Origin of the sequence: Zhihengliuella sp. (assembly GCF_031178195.1) — a bacterium.
Lineage (GTDB): Bacteria > Actinomycetota > Actinomycetes > Actinomycetales > Micrococcaceae > Zhihengliuella.
Map to the genome: position 1 here is coordinate 51,107 of NZ_JAPSJL010000003.1, position 22,851 is coordinate 73,957.

Consider the following 22,851-nt stretch of genomic DNA (forward strand, 5'->3'; position numbering starts at 1 on the left):
GGATCACCGATGCCCCGCCCCCTGCACCCGCGGGGCGGCATCCCAGCGGGCACCTGACTTCGAAGGAGGAGCCATGCCAGTCGAACAACCCATGAACGAGGAGCCGGTCCACGGGGACCCGCTCGGCGACGAAGCGCTGAATCAGGACATCGCGCCGGACCGTGCCATCGGCGAGGACGTCGCCGACGCGGACCTGGACACCGACGCGATCGGCACCGAGCCCGTGGACGGCGACCCGGTGGCGGACGAGTCACTGGAGGCCGGGGCCCTCGAAGCGGACAGCGAGGGGGTGACCCCGGTGTCGACGTACGACGCGGCGGGGGAGTTCACCGAACTCGACTCGGAGCATCCGGACGAGAGGCCCATCGGCGACGACCCCGTGATCCCCGATCCGGTGGACGGGCGCGACGCCAGCCCGGTGGAAGAGGGGGACCAGGACCTGCCGTCCACGCTCGACGCCGAGGATCCGCTGCGCGACGCGACGGACCCCATCGACGACCAGACCCTGCCGCCACCGCCGCTGCCCGACGGCGAGCGGTTCACTGCCGAGACGGTGGACCGTCAGGACAACCCGTACGGCGAGCCGGACAGCGCGACCGTCACCCGCGACCCGGACGACCTGCCGGACGGCACCAAGGAAGAGCCCGTGACCGAGGGCGAAGGACCCAACGACGAGGAGAACCGTTTCGATGCAGGATAACCACCACCAGGGAAGCGCCCTGGAGAACCCCGTTACCAAGTACCCCAAGATCTCCCCGCCTAAGCAGGACCAGCCGGAGCCGGGGCTCGACGCGAAGCTCGAGCCGCAGGCGGACCACGGGGAGAAGACCTATCAGGGCAGCGGCCGATTGGAGGGCCGGAAGGCGCTCATCACCGGAGGCGACTCCGGCATCGGCGCGGCCGTGGCGATCGCCTTCGCTCGAGAGGGAGCCGACGTCGCCATCGCCTACCTGCCGGACGAGGCGGAGGACGCCCGCCACGTCATCACGCAGATCGAGGCGACCGGCAAGGTCGGCATCGGACTGCCGGGCGATTTGATGGACGTCAACTATCGCAAGCAGGTAGTCCACGATGCTGCGGAGGCGCTCGGCGGCCTCGACATCCTGGTGAACAACGCCGGCAAGCAGATCGCGATCGAGAAGCTCGAGGAGCTGACGGACGAGCAGGTCCTGGAGACGTTCCAGGTGAACATCCTCGCGATGTTCACGATCACCCGCGAGGCGTTGAAGTACCTGCCGGACGGGGCCAGCGTCATCAACACCACGTCCATCCAGGCGTACGAGCCGTCGCCGGTCCTGCTGGACTACGCGGCGACCAAGGCGGCGATCAACAACTTCACCAAGGGCCTGGCCGAGCAGCTCGGCCCGCGGGGCATCCGTGTCAACGCGGTGGCCCCGGGGCCCATCTGGACGCCGCTCCAGGTCTCCGACGGGCAGCCCAAGGAGAAGCTGCCGAAGTTCGGCCACGACGTGCCTCTCGGGCGCGCCGGACAGCCTGCGGAGCTCGCATCGGCCTACGTGTTCCTGGCGTCCGAGGAGTCCAGCTACGTCCTCGGCGAGACGCTCAACGTCAACGGCGGCAAGCCTTCGCCGTAGACCCGCAGCCGCTCGGCGGCGCCCTGTCGTCAGAGACACCGGTCGGCTCCAGCGTTGGGGATGCCACCAGTGGAGCCGGCCGGACCGACGAGGAGCCGCGTTCCGGGCATCGAGAGGATGCCCGGAACGCGGCTCCTGGCCTGCCCGGCCCTATTCCCCGGCGGTGCCCGACGCGCCGGCGAGCCAGTCCATCAGCTCGTCCGTGCCGAGGACGGGCTGGCGGAGCTCGTCGCTGAGCATGTCCAGCGCCTCCCGGCAGCGCTCCGGATTCTCCGAGCCGATCGCGTCCCGCGCGTAGGCTACCCGGAGGTTCTCCGCGAAGGCGTCCGACCCCGTCCGGTTGATGCAGTTCTGCCCGGAGACGCCCGCGATCGCGATGCGCTCCGCGCCGCCGATCCGCAGCCGCTGCGCCAGCGACGTGCCGAAGAACGCGCTGTCGCGGATCTTCGTGAGCCGGTGGGCGTCGTCCAACTCGAGTCCGGCCAGCGGCGCGGCCTGCTCCGTGCCGACGAAGTTGAAGCCCTGGTCGTCGTCGAGCATGCTCAGCGTCCACGTGGACTTGTCCCGTGCGTGCTCGGTGATGACGTGGTAGATCGCGTAGCCCCGCCCGCGTGCGGCCGCGGCGAGCCGGTTGGCCTGTGCCACGAGCGGTTCCTGGATCCGGGCGAGATCGGGATCCTCGAAGAACCCGTTCTGGAGGTCAATGAATACGACGGCGGCGGTCACCGTATCTCCTTCGTTCCTGGTGTGTAGTGGCTCGGGCGGGGTGGCCTGGCCAGTGGGCCCGGTCAGGCGACGACGGCGCCCCGACCCCGCGCTGCGCGCGGTGGGTCGGGGCGCCGTCTCTCGGTGGCTCGGACGAGGGGCCTGTCAGTGCCCGCGGAAGTCCTGCGGCTGCTTGGGGCCGCCCTCGTCCGGACCGTCGTCGGAGTCGCCCGGTGGCTGCCCGGCCGAGTCGGACCCGTGCCGGTCCTCCGCGGCCTGCTCCTGGGCGAGCTTCTGCTTCGCCTCGGCGGCCGTCTGCTGGATCTGGTCGGTCGCGTTGTCGCCGCGTCCGAACTTGTCCTGTCCGGTCATTCCATCGATTCCCATTGGTGCTCCTCCTGCGTCGCCGGCGAGGCGCCGGGTGTTGCTCGAGGCGTGCGCGGGCCGGCTAGCGGTTGTCGTTGTCGCCGAGGCCGTCCTTGACGTCCTTCGCGGCATCGCCGATCTTCTCACCGGCCTGCTTGGTGTTGGCGGCGGCCTGATCCTTCACGCCCTCCGCCTGGAGGTCGCGGTTGTCGGTGGCGTCGCCGACGGCCTCCTTGGCCTTGCCGGACATCTCCTGGGCCTTGTTGCCGATCTTGTCGTCGAATCCCATGACTTCCTCCTGCATCGTGTTGCGGATCTTCGGTTCCGGGTCCGTGACCGGACCCGTGCTCTGGGGTCGGCCGTCTGCCGGCCTGCCGGCTACGTGGCGTTGAGCTCGCCGGCGTCGTTCTCGAGGTGGGAGCGCATGAACCACTGGAAGAGCTCCAGCTGGCCGGTCTGACCGATCAGCATGTCCTCGGTGATCGGATCGATCTCGCCGACGGCCTCGATCGCCTCGCGGTGGCTGGAGATGATGCCGTTGTAGACCTCGTTGAGCGCCGTCAGGTGCTCGGTGACGGTGCCACGGTGCACGGCGTAGTCGTCCCACCCGCGGGTCTTGACCAGATTGCCGGGCAGGCCGTTGGGCGAGACGCCCAGCGTGGCCATGCGCTCGGCCAGCTCGTCGACGAAGCCGCGCACCAGCTCGATCTGCGGATCCAGCATCTCGTGCACGGAGATGAACCCCCGGCCCACGACGTTCCAGTGTGCGTGCTTGAGCGTCAGCTGGAGATCGTTCAGGGCGTGCAGCCTGGCCTGCAGCGTGTTGGCGACCTGGTGGCCGTCCTCGATCGAGAGACCGGGGACTGTGAACTTCGCGTCGTTCTTAGCTGCCATATCGGGGCCCTCCTTGGGAGCGTTGACTAGCACTAACGGTTTTCACGCTAACTCTCCGCGTGCACCTTGGCTAGCGCGCCGTCCCCACTCCCAGAGACCGCTCAGCTACTTCCTCGCATCTACGGAGGGAGGTCTACCGGGAGGGGGCCTCGGGGGACTACCTTTCTCCCATGGAGGCATCCACGACCCATGACGACGGCGACCGCCACGACGGACGCCAGCTCAGCAACGGTCGGCACGAGACGCCGGATGAGCGCGCCGACCGCAACTGGAACGAGCTCCTCCAGGAGCTCCGAGTGATGCAGACGGGCGCGCAGATCCTAACGGCGTTCCTCATGACGCTGCCGTTCCAGTCACGCTTCACGGAGCTCTCCTCCACGCAGCACGGCGTCTACATCGTGCTGCTGGTTGCGTCCGTCCTCATCACCGGGCTCATCATGACGCCGGTGGCCATTCACCGGCGGATGTTCCGGCGCCACGTGAAGGAGCAGACCGTCGAGTACGGGCACCACCTCGTCCGGGTGGCCCTGGTCGGCATCGGTCTGGTGGTGAGCCTCGCCGTGTTCTTCATCGTGGACATCGTCGTCTCGCTGACGGCCGCCTGGTGGATCGGCGGCGGCGTCCTGGCGGTGACGCTCTTCCTGCTGACCATCCTGCCGGCTGTCCTGCGCTCGCGTCAGAAGCGGGCGCGGCGGAGCGCCTGAGCACCGGCGTGCCACCGGGCCATTGCGCGCCCCGGCGCCGTCGTCGTTCCCGTGGGTCTCCAGGGACCAGCCGAGACGTGCGCAGTGTCGGGAATGCGAGCGCCCACCGCACCGTTATATGCATACGCATGCAATGATGCGGCGGGTCGCAGGGCCCGCACCGACGCAGCACCGACGTAGAGAGGACAGCACCATGGCTAGCAGTGGCAGGACCCGGAGGATCGTCGTCATTTCCGGCGGGCTGGGTGTGCCGTCGACCAGTCGCATGCTCGGCGACCGGATCGCCGAGGCGGCCGCGTCCGAGTTGAGCGCGCGCGGCGTCGACGCACGGGTCGACGTGATCGAGCTGCGCGACTACGCCACGGACGTCGCCACCGCCATGGTCTCCCGCTACAACAGCCCCCGCGTCCAGCAGGTCATCGACCTGGTCACCGACGCCGATGCGATGATCGCGGTCAGCCCGGTCTTCACGGCCAGCGTGTCCGGACTCCTCAAGTCCTTCATCGACCTGCTCGATCCCCGGGCCTTCGAGGCGATGCCCGTGGTCCTCGCGGCGACGGGTGGCTCGGTCCGGCACTCCCTGGTGGTCGACTACGCCATGCGTCCCATCTTCAGCTACCTCCGCGCGGACATCATGCCCACGGGCGTCTTCGCGGCGCCGGAGGACTGGGGTGCCGCAGACCAGGGCGGGTACGCCGGCGGTGCGCTCACCGCGCGGGCTCGCCGGGCCGGGCGGGAGCTCGCCCTGGCGCTCGCCGTCGACGCCGAGGACCTCTCGGCGGACCTGACGACGCGGAGCATCGCCCCGACGACGGCGGAGCTGGAGCGCGAACCACAGGACCGCCGGGAGCGTCGGACGGCGCGCGAGCGCGAGGCGATGACGACGCTCCCGTTCGAGGACCTCCTCGCCAGCGTGAACGGAAACCAGATGTAGGGACCCGGATGCTGCGGCCGAGGCGCCCGGGGCGGAGGCGCCCGGGGCGGAGGTGCCCGCGGCTGAGGTGCAGCGGCCGAGGCGCCCGCGCCGGACGGGGTCCCGCGTCGACACGGTCGCGGGCTCCCCGCCGGTCGGAGGGCTTGCCGCACGGCGCACGATGGTTGGCGCTGCACGCGCCGAAGCACTGCGCGGGGAGTCCGCCGCCCACGGGCCGCGTTAGCATGAGCATTACTGGCGACCGGTGCCCTGCCCCGGTCGCACCCCTGTGACAGCGCGTCGGCCCGCCCGTCGGTCCGGTGCGCTCGCGAAGACGCGGAAGGTGCACGCATGCTCAGTGACGAGGCCATCACCCGGATCGCCGACGAACTCGTCGAGGCCGGCCGGACCAGGACGCCCGTGGAGCGACTCACGGCGCGCTTCCCCGAGATGACGGTCGAGGACTCCTACCGCGTGCAGAACCTCTGGCGGCAGCGCAGCGAGGAGAACGGGCGGCGACTCGCCGGACGCAAGATCGGCCTCACCTCCCGCGCCATGCAGATGGCCACCGGCATCACCGAGCCGGACTACGGCATCATCTTCGACGACATGATCCTCGAGAACGGCTGCGAGGTCGTCTGGGACCGCTACACGCACCCGCGCGTGGAGGTTGAGCTCGCCTTCAAACTCGGCCAGGACATCAGCGGCCCCGGCGCCACGATCTTCGACGTCCTCGACGCCACCGAGTACGTGGTGCCCGCCCTCGAGATCCTGGACTCCCGGGTCCAGATGGAGGGCCGCACCATCGTGGACACCATCTCGGACAACGCGGCGATGGGGGCCATGGTCGTGGGCGGCAACCCGGTCCGACCGCAGGACGTCGACCTGCGCTGGGTCGCCGCGATCCTCTACAAGAACCAGGTGGTGGAGGAGACCGGCGTCGGAGCGGGTGTCCTGAACCACCCGGCCGCCGGCGTCTACTGGCTGGCCAACAAGATTGCCGCCCACGGTGACGGGCTGAAGGCCGGGGAGATCATCCTCGCTGGCTCCTTCACCCGCCCGATGTGGGTGTACCAGGGCGACACCGTGCTCGCCGACTACGGACCGATGGGAACCGTGACATGCCGCTTCGTGTAGACCCGCCCCGCTCGTTCAAGAACCTCTTCGTCGGCGACGCCGCCGTCGGCCGGACGGTCGCCGGGATGTTCGTCTGCTCCGGGGACGCCGGCGCCGCCGAGATCTGCGCCGGGGCGGGACTCGACTATCTGCTGATCGACGGCGAGCACGGTCCCAACGGCCTGGACTCGATCCTCGCGCAGCTCCGCGCGATCGCCGGCTACCCGTGCGTCTCCGTGGTGCGGGTCCCGTTCAACGACCCCGTCCTCATCAAGCAGTACCTGGACCTCGGGGCACAGTCGCTCATCGTCCCGATGGTGGATACGGCCGAGAGCGCCCGTGAGGCCGTCCGCGCGGTCCGGTACGCGCCGCGCGGGATGCGCGGCGTCGGCTCGGCGCTGGCGCGCTCGGCCCGCTGGAACCGCGTGCCCGAGTACCTCCAGCGCGCCGACGACTTCATCTCGCTCATCGTGCAGGTCGAGTCCGCCGAGGCGGTCCGCAACGCGGCGGCCATCGCCGCCGTCGACGGGGTCGACGCCGTCTTCATCGGCCCGTCCGATCTCGCCGCCACCATGGGGCTGCTCGGGCAGCAGGGGCATCCGGAGGTCGTCGCGGCCGTCAAACGCACCATCGCCGATGTGAAGGCCGCCGGCAAGATCGTGGGCGTCAACGCATTCGTCGAGGCCGACGCCCGCGACTACATCGAGGCCGGCGCCGACTTCGTGAACGTCGGCGCCGACGTCGCGCTCCTCGCCCGGGGGAGCGAGGCCCTCGCGGCGAAGTACATCACCGTGGACGAGGGCGGCCGCCCGGCCAGCTACTAACTGCTACGCGTCGGCCCCGGCGAGCACCGCCTCACGATAGTAGGCCAGCAGCTGTTCGCAGAGGACCGGCCACGTCCGCCCCCGGACCGAGGCCTGTGCCGCGGCGGCGAACGCGGCGCGCTTGACGTCGTCGTACACCAGGTCCGTGACGCGCGAGCGAAGGTCCGTCAGGTCGCCGGGGGCGTAGATCCACCCGGTCCGGGAGCTGTCCACCAGGTCCAGGGGTCCGCCGCGTCCGACGGCGACGACGGGGACGGCGCTCGCCATCGCCTCCTGGATGGTCTGGCAGAACGTCTCCGACTCGCCCGGGTGGACGAAGACGTCCAGGCTCGCGACCGTCTCCGCCAGTTCCACGCCGCCGAGGAATCCGGCGAAGTGCGCCTCGGGGAGGCGCTCCCGCAGCACCTGCTTCAGGGGTCCCGAGCCCACGACGACGAGCCGCGTGCCGGGCAGGTCGGCCAGCGCGGCGAGATCTTCCACCTGCTTCTCGGCGGCCAGGCGCCCGACGAAGCCGATCAGCCGCTCGCCGTTCGGCGCCAGCCGGGCGCGCAGCTCCTCCGAGCGCCGTTGGGGGTTGAAGCGCTCCGTGTCCACGCCGCGGCGCCACATCCGCAGGCGCGGCACGCCGGCGTCGGCCAGCTGGCGCATCGAGTAGCTGCTCGGGGCCAGATTGAGCGTGGAGGCCGAGTGCATGGTGCGCACGTGGTTCCACAGCAGCTGCTCGAGCCACGGGGCGCCGTAGCGCTGGGCGTACGCCGGGATCTCCGTCTGATAGACGGACACCGTCGGCAGCCCCAGTTGGTTCGCGGCCTGGATCGCGCGCCACCCGAGCACGAACGGGCTGGCCACGTGCACGACGTCGGGCCGGGCCGCCTCGAGGAGCCGCCGCACCCGGGTCACCGTGCCCGCGGCCACCCGGACGTTGGCGTAGCCGGTCAGGGGCAGTGCCGGCAGTGTGTGGACGGGGAAGCCCTCGGCGAAGTGCGGCGCGGGCTCGGCCGCCCAGGCCGGTCCGGCCCAGCTCGTCGCCGGGGCGATGACGACGGCGGAGTGCCCTTCTGCGCGGAGGTGCTTGAGGAGCTGCAGGACGGAGTTGGTGACGCCGTTCATGTGCGGCAGGAAGGACTCGGCAACCACTGCGATCTTCACCCTCCCATCCTCGGCCGCCGCGGTGGCGGGCCGGTGAACCGACGCGGGGGAGCGGGTGAACTCTCGGGGCGGCCGTCGCGCGGGCGACACGCGCCGCTGCTCGTTGCCGAGGGTAATGATAGGTCGTCCGGCCGATAGGCTTTCCCGCATGGACGTGACGATGCTGCTGATGGTGCTCGGCCTCGTGGTGCTCGGCGCCGTCGCCCAGCGCGTCGCCGGTCTGGGCTTCGCCATGCTGGTCTCACCGTTCCTGGTCCTGCTCCTCGGCCCGCATGTGGGCGTCTTCATGATCAACGTCTGCGGCGTCGTCTCGAGCGCGCTCATCATGCCGCGCGTCTGGAGGGACATCGACTGGTCGATGTTCCGCTGGCTCACCGTCTCCTCGATCGCCGGCTCCGTCCCCGGCGTCATCGCCGCCGCCCTCATGGACTCAGGACCGCTGTCCATTTTCGTCGGCGGGATCGTCCTGATCGCGCTCATCCTGTCGCTCTCGCTCAGCCGCGCCCACGTCGTCGTCACCGGCAAGGCACCCCGCGCCGTCGCCGGCTTCGCCTCCGGCATGACGAACGCCATGGCCGGAGTCGGCGGCCCGGCCGTCAGCGCGTACGCCGTCCTGACCCGGTGGCCGCAGCGCGCGTTCGCGGCCACCCTGCAGCCGTTCTTCACGTGCATGGGTGCGGTCGCGGTGATCACCAAGCTGATCGTCGACCCGAGCCAGGCGCCCCTGCTCGACTGGTGGATGTGGGCCCTCATCGTGGTCGCGATCGTCATCGGGATCTTCGGTGGCGAACGCCTCCAGCGCCACGTCTCGGATCGCAGCGCCCGCATCTTCGTGATCACCATCGCGTTCATCGGGGCCATCATGGCGCTGGTCGAGGGGCTCATTGAGGTTCTCTGAAGCGAGCGCACCGAGTCGTTCGCCGGGCCCCCCGGCGCCGAGTGGCACGATTGAGGAGATGAACAAGCAGTCAGCCCGGGCCCGGGGAGCCGAGCCGAGAACCCGCCTCGCGGACCGCCTGCGCGACGTGCTGCGGGACGGCGTCCCCATGCCCCTGTTCCTGCAGGGCGCGCTCGAGCTGCTCCAGACCGCCGTGATCAGTGCGTTCCTCGTGGTGGTGCCGCTCGTGGCCGTCTGGTTCGCCGGCGGCTTCCTCGACCTCGACGTGGCCTACCTCCTCCGCCTCTGCGGCCAGGCCTGGCTGGTCCTGCACGGCGTGCCGCTGGGGCTGTCCATCCCGGACGACGGCGGGACGATCCTCACGGGCACACTGTCCCTGACGCCGCTGGGCCTGATGCTCGTGCCCTTCCTCCTCGCCTGCTGGTCCGGGCGCCGCATCGCCCGGGCCTCCTACGCCGACAATCTCTGGCAGGGCCTCGTCGGGGCCCTCGGCGCCTACGCCCTGTTCGGGCTCCTGACGGGTTTCGCCGTCCAGACGGACGAGGTCGGCGTGAACCTCGTCGCCGCGGCGCTCGTCCCGCTCTTGGTGGTCGGGATCGGCGTGGTGACCGGCTGCCGACGCGAAGCCGGCTCCTGGGCACGGCTGATCGGCGTCGACCTGGTCGCCTGGATCGCCAGGACCAGCCAGCATGCGCGCTGGGCCGGGTCCTACGTCTGGGCCGTCATCCGGGCCGGCGTCGTCGCCTACTTCACGGCGCTGGCCGCCGCTTCGCTGGTGCTCGCCGTCAACCTCGGCTTCCACTGGGCGGACATGTCCAACGTGTACCAGCAGCTGCGCACCGGCGTCGTCGGCGGGTTCCTGCTGACCTTCGGCCAGCTGGGGCTGGTCCCCAACGCCTCGTTCTGGGCGCTCTCCTGGATCACCGGCGGCGGCTTCAGCATCGGCGCCGGGTCCACGCTCAGCGCGCTGGAGACCACGGTCGGGCCGCTGCCGGCCGTGCCGTTGCTCGCCTCCCTCCCCTCGGGCGAGGCGCTCTCCTCGGCGTGGATGCTCCTGGCGCTGCCGGTCGCCGCCGGGTTCGTCGCGGGGTGGTGGTTCATCCGCGAGGGCGAGGACCACTTCGACGACTGGTGCGCGCTCAAGATGCCGTACCGCTGGCTCTCGCTGACCGTCTCCACGGTGGTGCTGGGCCTGGCCGTCGGCGCGGTGGCCGGGCTCGTCTCGGTGGCCGGGAGCTGGATCTCCATGGGCTCGGTGGGGATCGGCCGCCTGACGGAGGTGGGGCCGGACGTCTGGACGACGGCGCTGATGCTCGCCGGCGAGGTCGGCGTCGGCGCCATGCTCGGGGCCCTGGCGACGCCCATGTTCCTGCACGACCCGGTCCTCGACGACCACTAGGTGCGCCCCAGCGCACGGCCAGACGACCGTGTAAACATGGGCACGAGAAGCATCGACCTGTCGAGGAAGGGGTTGGACCATGGCCACCGACGCGTCAGGTTCCCACCGGCTCGGCGCCGATCCGGGCGACGAGCGGGGGCAGACGCCGCCGCGGCACTCCGGGCCGCAGGGCCGCGGCTCCACGGAGCCGGCCGTTCCGGACCCTGAACCTGCGGGCCAGGAGCGTCCGGGAGCGGAGGCTCCCGGCGCCGGGCGTCCGGACTCCGGCGGCGCCCAGCGCCTGTCCGCCTCTGCGCTCGTCGAGTCGCGGGCCATCCTCTCCGGCGGGATCGCAGCGCTCGTCGCGCTCGTCGTCGGACTCGTCGGGTTCGACGGCTACCGGCCGTCCCTGGCCGGTGAACGGTCCGTCGCCGACCTCGCGGCGGTGACGACGGGCGTCGCCGCCGGAGGCGGTTTCATCGCCGGCTACCTCCAGACGATCCGCGGCACCCACTCATGGCTGTCCGCGCGGCCACTGCTCCGGCAGATCGTCGACGGCGCGGCGCTGGTGGTCGTCCACGCGTCGATCGCCGTCATGTCCTCGCTGGTGGTCTTCCGGATGTTCCAGGACGCCTTCTTCGGCCTCACGGTGGACGCGTACGCCGGCGGCGGGATGCTGGCCATCGCGGCGGGCATCGCCGCCTACGCGGCCTACGACTCCGGCGCGCGCATCGACGCCGCCGCCCTGTCCCTCCTGCTGGCCGGATTCATGGCCTCCGGCATGCTGGTGAGCATGCTCGCGGCCGAGAACCCGCTGTGGTGGCACATCATGTTCAGCGAGCTGGGCACCGGGCAGGCCGGCGCCACCTCGTTCTGGACGTTCAACACCACGATGACCACGTCCGGCGTCATCCTGACCACGCTCTCGTCGTTCGTGACCCGTGACCTGACCCGCTGGGCCGCCCTGCGGGATGCCGACGACGCGGCGGCCGGACGGCCCCGCCGACGCTTCCTCCGGCCGCGTGCCGGGGTGGTGCGTTGGGGTCTCATCGGGGTCGGCCTGTGCATGGTCGGCATCGGCACCGTCACCCTGCACGTCTCCGAGCCCGTCCACACCTTCTTCGTCCGGCTGCTCGCCCTGATCCTGCTCGCGCTGCTCCTCGGCATCCCACTGTGGGCGCCCGGCTACCCGAGGGCCTTCTACGCCTTCACCTACATCGCCGGGGCGCTGCTTGCCGGCGCCGCTTCCCTGTGGTTCCCGCTGCACTACTACAACCTCACGGCGCTCGAGCTGGCGGCCGCGGGCATCGTCTTCAGCTGGCTGGTGGTGTTCATCCGGACGACGACGGCCGTCACCGGCACGGCCGCGGCCCCCGGACGCGGCGGAACCCGCCCCGTCGGCGGGGGAGCCCGCGCCTAGCGGAGCGGGTGGGGTCTAGCGGAGGCCGACGTCGTGCAGGTGATGGGCGACGTCGTGCCAGGCGTACCGGGCGAACGACTCCACCGTGAACTCTGAGCCGTTGCTGCGGATCCCGCGCCGTCCGAGGTCCCGCCCGAGGGTCGAGTCCAGCGCGTCGGCGAACCCGCGCCCGCCGGAGGCCAGCTGGACGGACACCACGCGGGGGTCCTGCTCGTTGTAGCGGTCCTCGATCGCGCTCTGGTCCTGGTCCCAGTCGGGAAAGGTGGGGGCGTCCTCGCGGAGCATCAGGTCTAGCCGGTAGTGCATGACGCGGAAGACGTCGCGGATGTGCGCCGCGTACTCCAGCGGCGACCAGGTGTTCGCCGCCGGGCGGCGGCGCAGCGCCGCCTCGTGGTCCCCGCCGCTGGACTCGATCCCCGTGCGGCCGGTCCCGAAGGCCTCGCCCACCAGGAGGCGCTGCCAGAGCGGGAGCGCCTGGCGGATCCGCGCGGCGATGTCCTGCGGTGACAGGTCGGAGACGTCCTCGCCGCACTCGGCGCAGGCGCGGGTCATGACCCACGTCCAGTCCTTGGTGTCGGGTCGCCAGTCCGTCGTGCCCGGCCGGCCGCCCGCTGCGCCGTGCTGCGGTTCCCCGGGCTCCGCCGTTCGCTCGTTCGGATTGCTGGAACTCATGGGCAGAAGCCTAGCGGCGATAGGCTAGAGCCCATGCGAATTGTGGCTCTTGTGTCCGGGACCGGCTCCAACCTCCAGGCCGTCATCGACGCCGTCGCGGACGGCCGGCTCGACGTGGAGATCGCCGCCGTCGGAGCGGACCGGCCCGGGACCGGCGGGGTCGAGCGGGCGGCCGGGGCCGGGATCGAGACGTTCGTCGTCGATTTCGGGGACTATGCCGACCGAGCCGCGTGGACCCACGCGCTGACGCAGAAGTGCCTCGCCTACGCGCCCGACTACGTCCTCTCCAGCGGCTTCATGCGGATCGTCGGCGAGGAGTTCATCGAGGCCTTCGACGGTACCTACCTCAATACCCACCCGGCGCTGCTGCCGGCGTTCCCCGGGGCGCACGGCGTGCGGGACGCCCTCGCCTACGGCGTCAAGGTGACCGGCTGCACCGTGCACGTCGCGGACGCCGGCGTGGACACCGGCCCCATCCTGGCCCAGCGGGCCGTGGCCGTGCGCGAGGACGACACCGAGGAGACGCTGCACGAGCGCATCAAGATCGAGGAGCGGGCCCTGCTGCTCGAGGTCCTGGCCGGGCTGGCCGCCGGCGCGTAGCCGGGTGGCGGCCCGGTCCGGCCGGGATCGGCCGCCGCGGGGCGCCTACTGGACGGGCGAGTCGGGCGGGTCGAGACGGACCGGCTGTCCCGGAGCCACGGAGGCGACGCCCTCGATCCGCTGCAGGGCGTCGGCGCAGGAGGCGTCTGCCCGGCCGCAGATGATCCCGAGCGCGCTCAGGACCGACTCGACGGCGAGCCCCGCACCCTCGAGCGCCGCCGCGACGTCGTCGACGCGGCCGACGTGCGCGTCGTCGACCGAGACGACCCACTCGACGACGCGCACCTGATGTGAATCCTCCACAGGGTCGAGACTAGTCCTGTGCCGGCGGCGGCGACAGGACCAGTCCCGATCCGACGTCCACGGAGGGCAGCTGGAGCCGCTGCGCCTCCTGGACCAGCTCTGCCCAGAGCTCGCGGCCGCGGAACCCGGTGGCCTCGGCGAGCAGCGCCGCGACGCCGGCGACGTGCGGCGTCGCCATCGACGTGCCGCTGATGGTGTTGTAGCGCTCGGGCATCGGCCAGGACGAGTACACGTCCACGCCCGGGCCGGCCAGGTCGACCTGCCCGCCGCGTCCGTCGAGGGTGCGGGCGGAGAACTCGGCGATGCCGAGGTTCGCGTCCACCGCGCCCACCGCCAGGACGTAGGGGCTGTTCGCGGGGGTGCCGACGAAGCCCGGGTTCCCGCCGGAGCGCCGCGCGTTGTTCCCCGCCGCGGCCACGATCAGGGATCCCTGCTCGAGGGCCCGCCGGCCGGCGGTGACGTACGGCGGGTGCACCTGCTGGACGTCCGCGCCGAGCGACATGGAGACGACCTGGCAGTCGTTCTGCAGGGCCCATTCGATGCCGGCCAGGATGGTGGCGTCCGAGCCGGAGCCGGCGTTGCCGAGCACCTTGCCGGCGTAGATCTCCGCGCCGGACGCGACGCCGTACCCGCGGCCCGAGTCCGGGTCCCGGGGCCCGCAGGCCGTGCCGATGCAGTGGGTGCCGTGGCCGTGGCCGTCCTGCGCGTCCTCGCCGGACACGAAGGACTCGGCCGTGACCTGGCGCCCGGCGAAGTCCGGATGCCCCAGGTCGAAGCCGGTGTCCAGCACGGCCACGCGGATCCCGGCGCCCGTGTAGCCCGACTCGACGGCGCGGACGGCCTGGAGCCCCCAGGTCAGCTCGTCGGTGTCGGCGAACGAGGTCGGAGCCGCCGCGGACGCCGGCCGCAGCGGGTCGGCGCCCGGCGCGGCGAACCCGGGGACGCCCGGCCGGGCGGCAGGGGCGGACTCGGACGCCCCCGCGGCGGCGGGCGCGGGCGGGCAGGCTCCGATGGCGGCCCGGCGGGGCTGGGCCCGCCGCCGACCGCCGTCGAGCACGTGGTAGCTGAGCTCGGGCACGACGGCGACGCTGCGGCGCTGGTCGACGCTCTCGGTCTGGAAGGCCGTCATCCGCCCCGGCTCGCCCTCCACTACCGCGATGCCGAGCCGCGGGAAGTACTGCTCCGTGGAGAAGCCCTGACGGGTCAGGTAGTCGGGGGCGCCCGTCGTGAGGACGTCGGCGTCGTCGGAGTCGAAGACCACCACGAACCGCCCCGGATTGACCGAGACGGAGAAGGGCTCATTCGGCAGGTACACGGGACATTCCTTTCGTCGTCCTCTGCTCCGGGCGGTTGCCCGGCTCGCATCAGGCTCCGGCGCCTAGTGCAGGATCCGCCCCTTGGTCTCAGGTGCGAACCTGGCCATCCAGCCGATCGCCGCCAGCAGCAGGACCCCGGCGATCAGGAACGCGTTGGCGAGGCCGATGACCGGCCACACCGCCACGAACGCCAGCGGTCCCACACCCGCGCCGACCCGGCTGAACGTGGACGCCCAGCCGAAGCCGGACCCCCGCAGTTCAGTGGGGTAGAGCTCTGAGACGTAAGCGTAGAGAACGGGTATGGCAATTTGGATCACGAAGCCGAAGACCAGCAGCCACCCGACGGCGACCGACGGGGTCCCGAGGGTCAGGGCCACCACGAGGAGCACCGCCACCGACAGGGGAGCCGTCACGCCCAGGAGCCATTTCCGACCCACCCGTTCGACCAGCAGCGCGGAGACGACGACGCCGAGCAGACCCACCGCCGCCATGCCGGCGGTGCCGATGAAGGACGCCACCTGGGACAGGCCGGCGTCGGAGAGGATGGTCGGCATCCAGGTCAGCGCCAGGTAGTAGACCAGCAGGACCGTGAAGAAGAGACTCCAGGCGGCGGCCGTGACCTTCCAGTCGTAGCGCCAGATCCCCGCCAGCTGCTCGCCGATGGACCCGGGCGACATCCGCGGCGCATCCTGCGGGTCCGGCAGCGTGTAGGGCTCGGGGGAGCCGCCGGTGCGGGCCACCAGGTCGTCGATGACCTCCGCGGCCCGAGCGCTCTGCCCCTGGCGGATCAGGTACATCGGCGACTCGGGCACCCCGCGGCGGACCCAGAACACCAGCAGCGCCGGCAGGACCATGGTCAGCAGGACCAGCCGCCAGTTGTCCGCGGTGGACTGGATCAGGGCCGTCACGAAGAACGCGAGCGCGGCGCCGACCGGCCACCACCCGTCCATCGCCGTGAGCACCCGGCCGCGCTGGCGGGCCGGCGTGAACTCGCCCACCAGTGCATAGTCGACCGGGATGCAGCCGCCCAGGCCCACGCCGGCGAGGAAGCGGAACAGGACGAACATCTCGAACGACGGCGACAGGGCGCCGGCGACCGTGAACAGCGAGAAGATCAGCAGCGTCCACGTGAACGCCTTCTTGCGGCCCACGCGGTCCGCGATCGTGCCCCAGAGGAAGGCCCCCACCGCCATGCCGATGAGGTTCGCGGTGCTCAGCAGCGCCGCCGTCGTGCGCTCCAGATCCCACTCCTCGGCGACGAGCGGGATGAGGGCTCCGTTCAAGGTGACGTCCCAGGCGTCGAACATGAAGCCGAGGCCGCCGATCAGGAAGATCTTCCCCTGCACCCGCCAGCGCCACGGGAGGTCCTGGACCACCGCCTCACCGGTGGGAAGCCTGCGGAATTCGTTCGTCAACGACCTATCGCCTCGATTCCGTCAGTGGGCACCCTGCCGGGTGCGTCTCGAATGTGGACGGACGCCGTGGGCATCCGTCCCCAGCGTAGCGGGGGCCGTGCCCTAGGGTGGTGTCTGCCGCACGGGACCCTGTGGCCCGGACCACGCCGTCCGGGACGTTCCCGTGCCGGCCGCCGGAGCGCAGGGGAGGGGCGCGACGGCGGCCCGGCCCGCCGTCGTACCCCTCCGTCCGGGGTGGCGCGCGGGGGACACGACTCGACCGACACCAGGAGGACAGCTCCGCATGAGCACTCAATCCCCGGCCGGCCCGCCGAACACGGGCGGCCTGGAGCCACCGAAGAAATGGAAGGTCGTCGGACCCGGCCTGGTGGTCGCCGCCACCGGCGTCGGCGCCGCGGACATGGTGGCCACCCTGGCCGCCGGCTCGCGCTACGGCTACACGCTGCTGTGGGCCGTGGTGCTGGGCATCATCCTCAAAATCATCCTGGTGGAGGGCGCCGCCCGCTACTCCATCACCACGGGCAAGACCATCCTCGAGGGGTGGCGCAGCCTCGGCCGCTGGCCGCTCTGGTACTTCGGCCCCTACATCATCGTCTGGGGCATCGTCTACGGCGCCTCGGCGATGTCCTCGACGGCGCTCCCGCTGGCCGCGCTGTTCCCGGCGGTCCCGCTGTGGGTCTTCGCGATCGCCACGGGCATCGCCGGCTTCGTCCTCGTGTGGTTCAACCGCTACGCCGTCTTCGAGAAGATCACGGCCGTCCTGGTGGGCATCATGTTCGTCACCATCGTCGGCCTGGCCGTGATCGCCGCCCCGAACCTCCCGGAGCTGGTCACGGGCTTCGTCCCGCGCCTGCCGGAGGGTGGCCTCCTGTACACGCTGGCGCTCGCCGGCGGCGTCGGCGGCACCATCACGCTCGCGGCCTACGGCTACTGGCTCCGCGAGAAGGGCTGGTACGCGCCCAAGTTCATGCGCGTCATGCGTCTGGACAACAACATGGCCTACGTCATGACCGGCATCTTCGTGATCTCCATGCTGATCGTCGGCGCCGAGGTCGTCCGGGCCGCGGGCGTCGAGGTCTCCGCCGGCGACGAGGGCATGATCGACCTGATGGCCGTCCTCGAGGAGCGCTACGGCGTGGTCATCGCGAAGATCTTCCTGATCGGCTTCTTCGCGGCGGCCTTCTCCTCCGTGATCGGTGTGTGGAACGGCGTCTCGCTGATGTTCGCCGACTTCTGGGCCAACTTCCGCGGCAAGGGCTCCGACCACCCGGATGCCCGCGCGCACGGCAAGTACTTCCGCTTCTACCTGATCTGGCTGACCTTCCCGCCGATGCTGCTGCTGATGCTGGGCAAGCCGATCGCCCTGGTGCTGCTCTACGGTGCCATGGGCGCGCTGTTCATGCCCTTCCTGGCGATCACGCTCCTGCCGCTGCTCAACGGCACCAGGTGGGGGATCCCGGCCGAGTGGAGGAACCGCTGGTACTCCAACCTGGCGCTCGGGCTCACGGCCGCGCTCTTCGTGTGGCTGGGCCTCGACAACCTCGTCTCCACCATCGTGGAGGCCGTCGCCGGCTGACGCGGCGGGAGGACACGGGACGACGGCGCCGGCAGCGCCGGTGCGCGGGTCCGCCGCGGGGTGCGGCGGGCCCGCGCGGGCGGCTCCCGGCGCCGTCGTCGTTTCGGGAAATCCGCGCGAAATGAGTTCCAAGTCACATCCGTCGGCGGTAGTGTCTGGATATGGAACTTGATTGGAATCTCTTCGAATGCGAGATCCGTTCCGCCGTCGTCCGGATCGCGCGCCAGGTGGTGGCAGACCACCCCAAGCAGTCCTTCTACGGGCTCGCTCTGGAGGCCACGGCCTCCGACGGCACCGACGAGCCGGAGGCGCTGGAGGTTCCTGTCCTCGCGCTGAACTCCGAGGAGGCCCTGGCCCGGGACAAGCGCGAGGAGACGGGCGAGGTGCGGGCCTTCGACGCGGAGGTCCTGCGCGAGCACCGGCTGCGCGAGATGACGCCCGGCCTCGACGACGACGGGCCGCGCCAGGGGGCGGCGGACGCCGGCGAACCCGAGGGCGCCCACCTCGACGGTTCCGGCGCGGGCGAGGCCGGACTGAACGGCTCGGCTCCGCACGGCCCCGGGGACGACGACCCGTCGCGGGGGGCGGGCCGACGGGGTGACGCCGTCCGCGGCGCCGCCGGGGGCGACGACGGCGGAACCGCCGGGGGGCGGGGCGCTGGGGCCCGCCCGGACCCGGCGTCGGAGCCCGGCGCCGATCCGGAGGCCGACCTGGACGCCGAGCTCGAGGCGGAACTCGATGCGGAGCTCGACGGCGTCGCCGCCGACATCGCGCTCCAGGAGGCGGTGGACGAGGACTTCGACGAGGGCAGCGGCTACTACTCGCGTCGCTGGGACCCGACCGACTGGCACTGGTGCTCGATGGACCTCTTCGACGACGGCCACGCCGAGGCGTGGAACGAGCGGCTCGCGGGCGCCGTCGTCGAACTCGGATGGGAGGAGGCGGCCCGGAAGTACTACCGGGTGCTGATCGACGCCGTCGTCGCCGCCCGCGAGGAGCTCGCCCGGAAACGCCTCCCGCTGGTGGCCTTCGTCTCCGACAGCGACCACGCCGACGAGCTGCTGCGCCGGTGCCTGACGCCCGAGCAGCTGGCCCGGCACTTCCCGGACCTCGAGCCGCTGGAGCTCGATGCCGAGACCGTCTGACCCGGCCGGTGAGGCATCTGGCTGGGAGTTCGCTGGGTGTCCCCGCCGCCGGGTATCGACACCCGAGGCGCAGAAGTACCGTCTGAGCTGAGGGCCGGTGGGACTGCCCAGCCTGGACAGCCGCGTCCGGCCCGCACCGAACGGGAGGGGCGAGTCATGGAGACGCGGAACGAGAACAGGAACGGACCCGCCGGGCGGGCGTGGAGGGCGCTGGCCCTCACGGCGGCGGCCGCATTCGTTCTCGCCGGCTGCGGCGAGGGCGGGGACGCCGGCGGTGGCGGCGGTTACGGCGGTGGCGGCGCGAGCGAGCCGGTGGAGACGAGCGAATCCCCCATCGACGACATGGAGGTCGCCCCGGTGGACGGCCTCGAGCTCTCCACCCAGGAGACCGAGCTCGGCACCGTCGTGACGGACGAGGAGGGGATGACGCTCTACGTCTTCACCAACGACACCGAGGGAACCGAGACCAGCGCCTGCACCGGCGACTGCCTCACGGCGTGGCCGATCGCGACGGCGGAGGGTGCCGAGCCCGCGGCGTCGGACGAGATCACCGGGACGGTCGGCACGATCGAGTCGCCCGACGGCGAGCAGCACCTGACGCTGAACGGGATGCCGCTGTACTACTTCGCGCAGGACGAGGCGCCCGGCGACGTCACGGGGCAGGGCGTCAACGACGTCTGGTACGCCGTCTCGCCGGACGGGGAGATGGTGACCGAGTAGCCCGCTCGACACATGGGCGGGGGCCGGAACGGCGCTCGGTAGACTGGTCCGCGACACCGAGCGCCGGCCCCACTGCGCCGCGCCGTCCGCCCCCTCCGACCCCAGGGAGACATCTGTGAGCGTTACCGCCCCCGACCGCGTGGAGATCCGCCGGGCCCTCATTTCCGTGTACGACAAATCGGGGCTGGAGGAGCTGGCCCAGGGGCTCCACGAGGCGGGCGTCGCGATCGTCTCCACCGGGTCGACGGCGTCACGCATCGCCGCCGCGGGCGTGCCCGTCACGGAGGTCTCCGAGATCACCGGCTTCCCCGAGTGCCTCGACGGCCGCGTCAAGACGCTCCACCCGCGCGTGCATGCCGGCATCCTGGCCGACCGCCGCCTGGAGGACCACGTCCGGCAGCTCCAGGAGCTCGAGGTCGAGCCGTTCGACCTCGTGGTCGTGAACCTCTATCCGTTCGTCGACACCGTGAAGTCCGGCGCCGAGCAGGACGCCGTCGTCGAGCAGATCGACATCGGCGGTCCCTCGATGGTCCGCGCCGCCGCCAAGAACCATCCGTCGGTGGGCATCGTCGTCGACCCGGCCAAGTACGGCCGCGTCATCGAGGCCGCCAGGGCCGGCGGCTTCACCCTCGCCGAGCGCCAGCGCCTCGCGGCGGCCGCGTTCGCCCACACGGCCGCCTACGACGCCGCCGTCGCCGCCTGGACCGCCGCCCAGTTCGGCGACGACGCGGGCGAGGACGCGCAGGGCTGGCCGGCGTTCGCCGCGCTGACGCTCGAGCGCGAGCAGGTCCTGCGCTACGGCGAGAACCCGCACCAGCCCGCCGCCCTGTACGTGGACCCGACCGCGCCGGCGGGCATCGCCCAGGCCGAGCAGCTGCACGGCAAGGCCATGAGCTACAACAACTACGTGGACGCCGACGCCGCCGTGCGCGCCGCCTACGACTTCGTCGACCCCGCGGTCGCGATCATCAAGCACGCCAACCCCTGCGGCATCGCGGTCGCGACGCCGGGCGCGACCGACCCGATCGCCGACGCCCACGCCAAGGCGCACGCCACCGACCCGGTCTCCGCCTTCGGCGGGGTGATCGCCGCGAACCGGCCCGTCACGAAAGCCATGGCCGAGACGGTCAAGGGCATCTTCACCGAGGTCGTCGTCGCCCCGGGCTTCGAGCCGGAGGCGGTCGAGATCCTCTCCGCCAAGAAGAACATCCGCCTGCTCCAGCTGCCGGAGGGCTTCGACCGCTACCCGGCCGAGACCCGGCAGATCTCCGGCGGTGCGCTCGTCCAGCAGCGCGACGCGATCGACGCCGACGGCGACGCCCCCGAGCACTGGACGCTGGCCGCCGGGGAGGCTGCCGACGAGGAGACCCTCGCCGACCTGGCCTTCGCGTGGCGCGCGGTGCGTGCCGCGAAGTCCAACGCGGTCCTCGTGGCCAGGGACGGGGCCGCCGTCGGCATCGGCATGGGCCAGGTCAACCGGCTGGACTCCTGCCGTCTGGCCATCACCCGGGCCAACACGCTCGGCGTGTCCGTGGACTCCGGCGCGGACTCCGCCGGCGGAGCGGAGAACGTCGAGGGCACGGCCTCGCCGGAGCGTGCCCGCGGCGCCGTGGCGGCCTCGGACGCGTTCTTCCCGTTCGCCGACGGCCTGCAGATCCTCATCGACGCCGGCGTGAAGGCCGTGGTCCAGCCCGGCGGGTCGGTCCGCGACGACGAGGTGGTCGCCGCCGCGAACGCCGCCGGCATCACGATGTACTTCACCGGCGGGACGCGCCACTTCTTCCACTAGGAGTCGGTGCACCGAGAGGCAGCGCAGCGAACAGTCCGACGGCGGGCGGTCACCCTCGGGTGGCCGCCCGCCGTCGTCGGGCGCGGGGCTGCTAGGAGGCCGTCGCGAACGCGACCTGCGCGCGCAGCGCACTGCCCGGGGCGACGGACGGGAGGGCGGCGGCTCCGTGGAGCGCCGTTCCGCGCGGCTCGCAGATCTCGAGCTCGGGCCACTCGGCCCGCAGGATCTCGGTGACGCCGCGGCGGACCCGCTCCCCGTGCAGCACCCCACCGAGATAGCAGACCGTCGGCGCCGCCCCGCCGTCGGATCCGGCCGGCCCGGACCCAACCCGGTGCAGCCCCGTCGAGACGGACAGGGCGAGCTGCTCGGCGGCCTCGTCGCAGATCCGCGCGGCCACCTCGTCGGTCTCGGAGAGCGCGGCGACCGCGGCGGCGAAACCGGCGGTGCGGCTGACCCGCGCCGGGTCGTTCTGCAGCACGATGTACGCGTGCTCGAGCGCCCCGAGCTCCTCCTCCACCACCGGCGTCAACGCGGTCGCCGGGCCACGGCCGTCGTGGGCCCGCATGACGGCGTCGAGCGCCCGGCTGCCGATCCAGAACCCGCTGCCGGCGTCCCCCATGCTGTAGCCCCAGCCGTCGATCCGCGCGGTGGCCTCGGCGCCGACGGCCAGCGTGACGACTCCGGTGCCGGCCGCCACGACGGCGCCGGTGGTGTCCCCGAGGGCGCCGAGGTAGGAGGTCACGGAGTCGTGCGCGACGACGACGGAGCGGACGCCGAGGTCCCGGACCCCGTCGAGGAGCGACGCGGCGGCGGCGGGGGTGTCGGTGATGCCGCTGAGCCCGGCGGAGACCAGCGCGAGGCTGGAACCCCGAGCGATCCGGTGCACGACGTCGACCACCTGCTCGGCGACGGGGCGGTCCGTGATGAGGCCGGGGAACTCGACGACCTCGGGACGCTCGACGCCGGTGCGCTGCACCTGCGCGCGCACGCCGGTCTGGCCGCCGTCGATCGCGACGTGCTCGATCCCTCCGCGTCCCCCGTCGGCTGTGTCCCTGTCGGCTGTGGCCCTGTCGGGAGTGCCCCCGTTGGCTGTGTCCCTGTCGGCTGCGCCGGTGGCTGGGCCGCTGGTGCTCTGGCGGTGGGGCATCGGATCCGGGCTCCTGATCGGGGGGACGACGACGGGAAGGGGCGGGGAGTCGGCCGGCGCGGGACTCGACGGACTCCGCGGGGGAGCGGCTGGCCGGCGACGGCCGCACGACCCAGCCTAGCGCCGTCGTCGTACTCGAGCCCGGGCCGGGGTGAGACGGGGCGATGAAACCCGGAGCGGGGATCGCGGACGCACTCGGGTAAATT

General features: G+C 71.9%; 24 protein-coding genes. 14 read left to right on the forward strand and 10 right to left on the reverse strand.

The annotated features are described in order from the left end of the window. Window positions 1–73: 73 nt before the first annotated feature. Together RIN46_RS05295 and RIN46_RS05300 are read left to right on the forward strand one after the other, a co-directional pair. Window positions 74–700 (forward strand): hypothetical protein, encoded by a 627-nt coding sequence (locus tag RIN46_RS05295; protein WP_309082294.1) that lies wholly within the window; start codon window positions 74–76, stop codon window positions 698–700. Beyond that, window positions 690–1,595, forward strand: a complete 906-nt coding sequence (locus RIN46_RS05300) for an SDR family oxidoreductase (protein WP_309082295.1) — start codon at window positions 690–692, stop codon at window positions 1,593–1,595. Before RIN46_RS05295 ends, RIN46_RS05300 begins: the two co-directional genes overlap by 11 nt. Window positions 1,596–1,745: 150 nt before the next feature. On the opposite strand, the gene RIN46_RS05305 is transcribed toward RIN46_RS05300, so the two are convergent. The 4 genes from RIN46_RS05305 to RIN46_RS05320 all read right to left on the reverse strand — a co-directional run bounded on the left by RIN46_RS05305 (window position 1,746) and on the right by RIN46_RS05320 (window position 3,560). Then, window positions 1,746–2,321 (reverse strand): isochorismatase family protein, encoded by a 576-nt coding sequence (locus RIN46_RS05305; protein WP_309080505.1) that lies wholly within the window; start codon window positions 2,319–2,321, stop codon window positions 1,746–1,748. 144 nt (window positions 2,322–2,465) lie between these two features. Beyond that, window positions 2,466–2,687 carry a hypothetical protein gene (locus tag RIN46_RS05310; RefSeq protein WP_309080504.1) on the reverse strand — a complete coding sequence of 74 codons (222 nt, stop codon included), beginning with the start codon at window positions 2,685–2,687 and terminating at the stop codon, window positions 2,466–2,468. A gap of 61 nt (window positions 2,688–2,748) precedes the next feature. Further along, a complete protein-coding gene (locus RIN46_RS05315; RefSeq protein ID WP_309080503.1) occupies window positions 2,749–2,955 on the reverse strand; it encodes a CsbD family protein in 207 nt (68 codons plus the stop codon). Window positions 2,956–3,044: 89 nt separating this feature from the next. Next, window positions 3,045–3,560, reverse strand: a complete 516-nt coding sequence (locus RIN46_RS05320; protein WP_309080502.1) for a DNA starvation/stationary phase protection protein — start codon at window positions 3,558–3,560, stop codon at window positions 3,045–3,047. A gap of 170 nt (window positions 3,561–3,730) precedes the next feature. Here RIN46_RS05320 and RIN46_RS05325 point away from each other — a divergent pair, with 170 nt between their 5' ends. The 4 genes from RIN46_RS05325 (at window position 3,731) to RIN46_RS05340 (ending at window position 7,117) form a co-directional block, all read left to right on the forward strand. Then, window positions 3,731–4,264, forward strand: coding sequence for a DUF6328 family protein (locus RIN46_RS05325; protein ID WP_309080501.1), 534 nt, complete (start codon window positions 3,731–3,733; stop codon window positions 4,262–4,264). A 193-nt stretch (window positions 4,265–4,457) separates the two neighbouring features. Continuing rightward, entirely contained in the window at window positions 4,458–5,198 is a 741-nt protein-coding gene (locus RIN46_RS05330; protein WP_309080500.1) for a CE1759 family FMN reductase, read from the forward strand. A gap of 330 nt (window positions 5,199–5,528) precedes the next feature. Continuing rightward, complete coding sequence (gene hpaH, locus RIN46_RS05335) at window positions 5,529–6,314, forward strand: 2-oxo-hept-4-ene-1,7-dioate hydratase (RefSeq protein ID WP_309080499.1); 786 nt, start codon at window positions 5,529–5,531, stop codon at window positions 6,312–6,314. Beyond that, entirely contained in the window at window positions 6,299–7,117 is an 819-nt protein-coding gene (locus RIN46_RS05340) for an aldolase/citrate lyase family protein (protein WP_309080498.1), read from the forward strand. Before hpaH ends, RIN46_RS05340 begins: the two co-directional genes overlap by 16 nt. A gap of 3 nt (window positions 7,118–7,120) precedes the next feature. On the opposite strand, the gene RIN46_RS05345 is transcribed toward RIN46_RS05340, so the two are convergent. Then, window positions 7,121–8,266, reverse strand: coding sequence for a glycosyltransferase family 1 protein (locus RIN46_RS05345; protein ID WP_309080497.1), 1,146 nt, complete (start codon window positions 8,264–8,266; stop codon window positions 7,121–7,123). Window positions 8,267–8,414: 148 nt separating this feature from the next. On the opposite strand from RIN46_RS05345, the gene RIN46_RS05350 reads away from it, so the two are divergent. The 3 genes from RIN46_RS05350 to RIN46_RS05360 all read left to right on the forward strand — a co-directional run bounded on the left by RIN46_RS05350 (window position 8,415) and on the right by RIN46_RS05360 (window position 11,962). Further along, the gene (locus RIN46_RS05350; RefSeq protein ID WP_309080496.1) at window positions 8,415–9,164 is read left to right on the forward strand and encodes a sulfite exporter TauE/SafE family protein; all 750 of its coding nucleotides are present in this window, start codon (window positions 8,415–8,417) and stop codon (window positions 9,162–9,164) included. Window positions 9,165–9,222: 58 nt separating this feature from the next. After that, window positions 9,223–10,563: a DUF6350 family protein gene (locus RIN46_RS05355; protein ID WP_309080495.1), complete on the forward strand. Its 1,341-nt coding sequence runs from the start codon at window positions 9,223–9,225 to the stop codon at window positions 10,561–10,563. A gap of 79 nt (window positions 10,564–10,642) precedes the next feature. Beyond that, on the forward strand, window positions 10,643–11,962 hold the full coding sequence (locus tag RIN46_RS05360) for a hypothetical protein (RefSeq protein WP_309080494.1): 1,320 nt from the start codon (window positions 10,643–10,645) through the stop codon (window positions 11,960–11,962). 15 nt (window positions 11,963–11,977) lie between these two features. Here RIN46_RS05360 and RIN46_RS05365 read toward each other — a convergent pair whose 3' ends face one another. Continuing rightward, window positions 11,978–12,634, reverse strand: a complete 657-nt coding sequence (locus RIN46_RS05365) for a DinB family protein (RefSeq protein ID WP_309080493.1) — start codon at window positions 12,632–12,634, stop codon at window positions 11,978–11,980. Between the two features lie 33 nt (window positions 12,635–12,667). Here RIN46_RS05365 and purN point away from each other — a divergent pair, with 33 nt between their 5' ends. Continuing rightward, the gene (gene purN / locus RIN46_RS05370; protein ID WP_309080492.1) at window positions 12,668–13,234 is read left to right on the forward strand and encodes a phosphoribosylglycinamide formyltransferase; all 567 of its coding nucleotides are present in this window, start codon (window positions 12,668–12,670) and stop codon (window positions 13,232–13,234) included. Window positions 13,235–13,279: 45 nt separating this feature from the next. Here purN and RIN46_RS05375 read toward each other — a convergent pair whose 3' ends face one another. The 3 genes from RIN46_RS05375 to RIN46_RS05385 form a co-directional block, all read right to left on the reverse strand. Next, window positions 13,280–13,537, reverse strand: a complete 258-nt coding sequence (locus RIN46_RS05375; RefSeq protein WP_309080491.1) for a hypothetical protein — start codon at window positions 13,535–13,537, stop codon at window positions 13,280–13,282. 10 nt (window positions 13,538–13,547) lie between these two features. Continuing rightward, on the reverse strand, window positions 13,548–14,852 hold the full coding sequence (locus RIN46_RS05380) for a S8 family serine peptidase (protein ID WP_309080490.1): 1,305 nt from the start codon (window positions 14,850–14,852) through the stop codon (window positions 13,548–13,550). Between the two features lie 63 nt (window positions 14,853–14,915). Next, on the reverse strand, window positions 14,916–16,268 hold the full coding sequence (locus tag RIN46_RS05385) for an MFS transporter (protein WP_309080489.1): 1,353 nt from the start codon (window positions 16,266–16,268) through the stop codon (window positions 14,916–14,918). Between the two features lie 283 nt (window positions 16,269–16,551). Between RIN46_RS05385 and RIN46_RS05390 the strand changes: the two genes are divergently transcribed. From RIN46_RS05390 to purH, 4 genes are all read left to right on the forward strand, one after another. Next, window positions 16,552–17,844, forward strand: a complete 1,293-nt coding sequence (locus RIN46_RS05390; RefSeq protein ID WP_309080488.1) for an Nramp family divalent metal transporter — start codon at window positions 16,552–16,554, stop codon at window positions 17,842–17,844. Between the two features lie 161 nt (window positions 17,845–18,005). After that, window positions 18,006–18,989, forward strand: coding sequence for a DUF4303 domain-containing protein (locus tag RIN46_RS05395; protein WP_309080487.1), 984 nt, complete (start codon window positions 18,006–18,008; stop codon window positions 18,987–18,989). 156 nt (window positions 18,990–19,145) lie between these two features. Next, window positions 19,146–19,709 (forward strand): hypothetical protein, encoded by a 564-nt coding sequence (locus tag RIN46_RS05400; RefSeq protein ID WP_309080486.1) that lies wholly within the window; start codon window positions 19,146–19,148, stop codon window positions 19,707–19,709. A 115-nt stretch (window positions 19,710–19,824) separates the two neighbouring features. Continuing rightward, window positions 19,825–21,498, forward strand: coding sequence for a bifunctional phosphoribosylaminoimidazolecarboxamide formyltransferase/IMP cyclohydrolase (gene purH, locus RIN46_RS05405; protein ID WP_309080485.1), 1,674 nt, complete (start codon window positions 19,825–19,827; stop codon window positions 21,496–21,498). Window positions 21,499–21,589: 91 nt separating this feature from the next. Here the strand turns inward: purH and RIN46_RS05410 are convergent, their stop codons facing one another. Beyond that, the gene (locus tag RIN46_RS05410) at window positions 21,590–22,645 is read right to left on the reverse strand and encodes a BadF/BadG/BcrA/BcrD ATPase family protein (RefSeq protein WP_309080484.1); all 1,056 of its coding nucleotides are present in this window, start codon (window positions 22,643–22,645) and stop codon (window positions 21,590–21,592) included. Window positions 22,646–22,851 lie beyond the last annotated feature (206 nt).

Bases quoted from the DNA above. Each gene is read 5' to 3' on its own strand.
- RIN46_RS05355 (WP_309080495.1), top strand. From the start codon at position 9,223: ATGAACAAGCAGTCAGCCCGGGCCCGGGGAGCCGAGCCGAGAACCCGC.
- RIN46_RS05365 (WP_309080493.1), bottom strand. From the start codon at position 12,634: ATGAGTTCCAGCAATCCGAACGAGCGAACGGCGGAGCCCGGGGAACCG.
- RIN46_RS05310 (WP_309080504.1), bottom strand. From the start codon at position 2,687: ATGGGAATCGATGGAATGACCGGACAGGACAAGTTCGGACGCGGCGAC.
- hpaH (WP_309080499.1), top strand. From the start codon at position 5,529: ATGCTCAGTGACGAGGCCATCACCCGGATCGCCGACGAACTCGTCGAG.
- RIN46_RS05395 (WP_309080487.1), top strand. From the start codon at position 18,006: ATGGAACTTGATTGGAATCTCTTCGAATGCGAGATCCGTTCCGCCGTC.
- RIN46_RS05325 (WP_309080501.1), top strand. From the start codon at position 3,731: ATGGAGGCATCCACGACCCATGACGACGGCGACCGCCACGACGGACGC.
- RIN46_RS05330 (WP_309080500.1), top strand. From the start codon at position 4,458: ATGGCTAGCAGTGGCAGGACCCGGAGGATCGTCGTCATTTCCGGCGGG.
- RIN46_RS05295 (WP_309082294.1), top strand. From the start codon at position 74: ATGCCAGTCGAACAACCCATGAACGAGGAGCCGGTCCACGGGGACCCG.
- purN (WP_309080492.1), top strand. From the start codon at position 12,668: ATGCGAATTGTGGCTCTTGTGTCCGGGACCGGCTCCAACCTCCAGGCC.
- RIN46_RS05320 (WP_309080502.1), bottom strand. From the start codon at position 3,560: ATGGCAGCTAAGAACGACGCGAAGTTCACAGTCCCCGGTCTCTCGATC.
- RIN46_RS05400 (WP_309080486.1), top strand. From the start codon at position 19,146: ATGGAGACGCGGAACGAGAACAGGAACGGACCCGCCGGGCGGGCGTGG.
- RIN46_RS05390 (WP_309080488.1), top strand. From the start codon at position 16,552: ATGAGCACTCAATCCCCGGCCGGCCCGCCGAACACGGGCGGCCTGGAG.
- RIN46_RS05410 (WP_309080484.1), bottom strand. From the start codon at position 22,645: ATGCCCCACCGCCAGAGCACCAGCGGCCCAGCCACCGGCGCAGCCGAC.
- RIN46_RS05315 (WP_309080503.1), bottom strand. From the start codon at position 2,955: ATGGGATTCGACGACAAGATCGGCAACAAGGCCCAGGAGATGTCCGGC.
- RIN46_RS05340 (WP_309080498.1), top strand. From the start codon at position 6,299: ATGCCGCTTCGTGTAGACCCGCCCCGCTCGTTCAAGAACCTCTTCGTC.
- RIN46_RS05300 (WP_309082295.1), top strand. From the start codon at position 690: ATGCAGGATAACCACCACCAGGGAAGCGCCCTGGAGAACCCCGTTACC.
- RIN46_RS05360 (WP_309080494.1), top strand. From the start codon at position 10,643: ATGGCCACCGACGCGTCAGGTTCCCACCGGCTCGGCGCCGATCCGGGC.
- RIN46_RS05350 (WP_309080496.1), top strand. From the start codon at position 8,415: ATGGACGTGACGATGCTGCTGATGGTGCTCGGCCTCGTGGTGCTCGGC.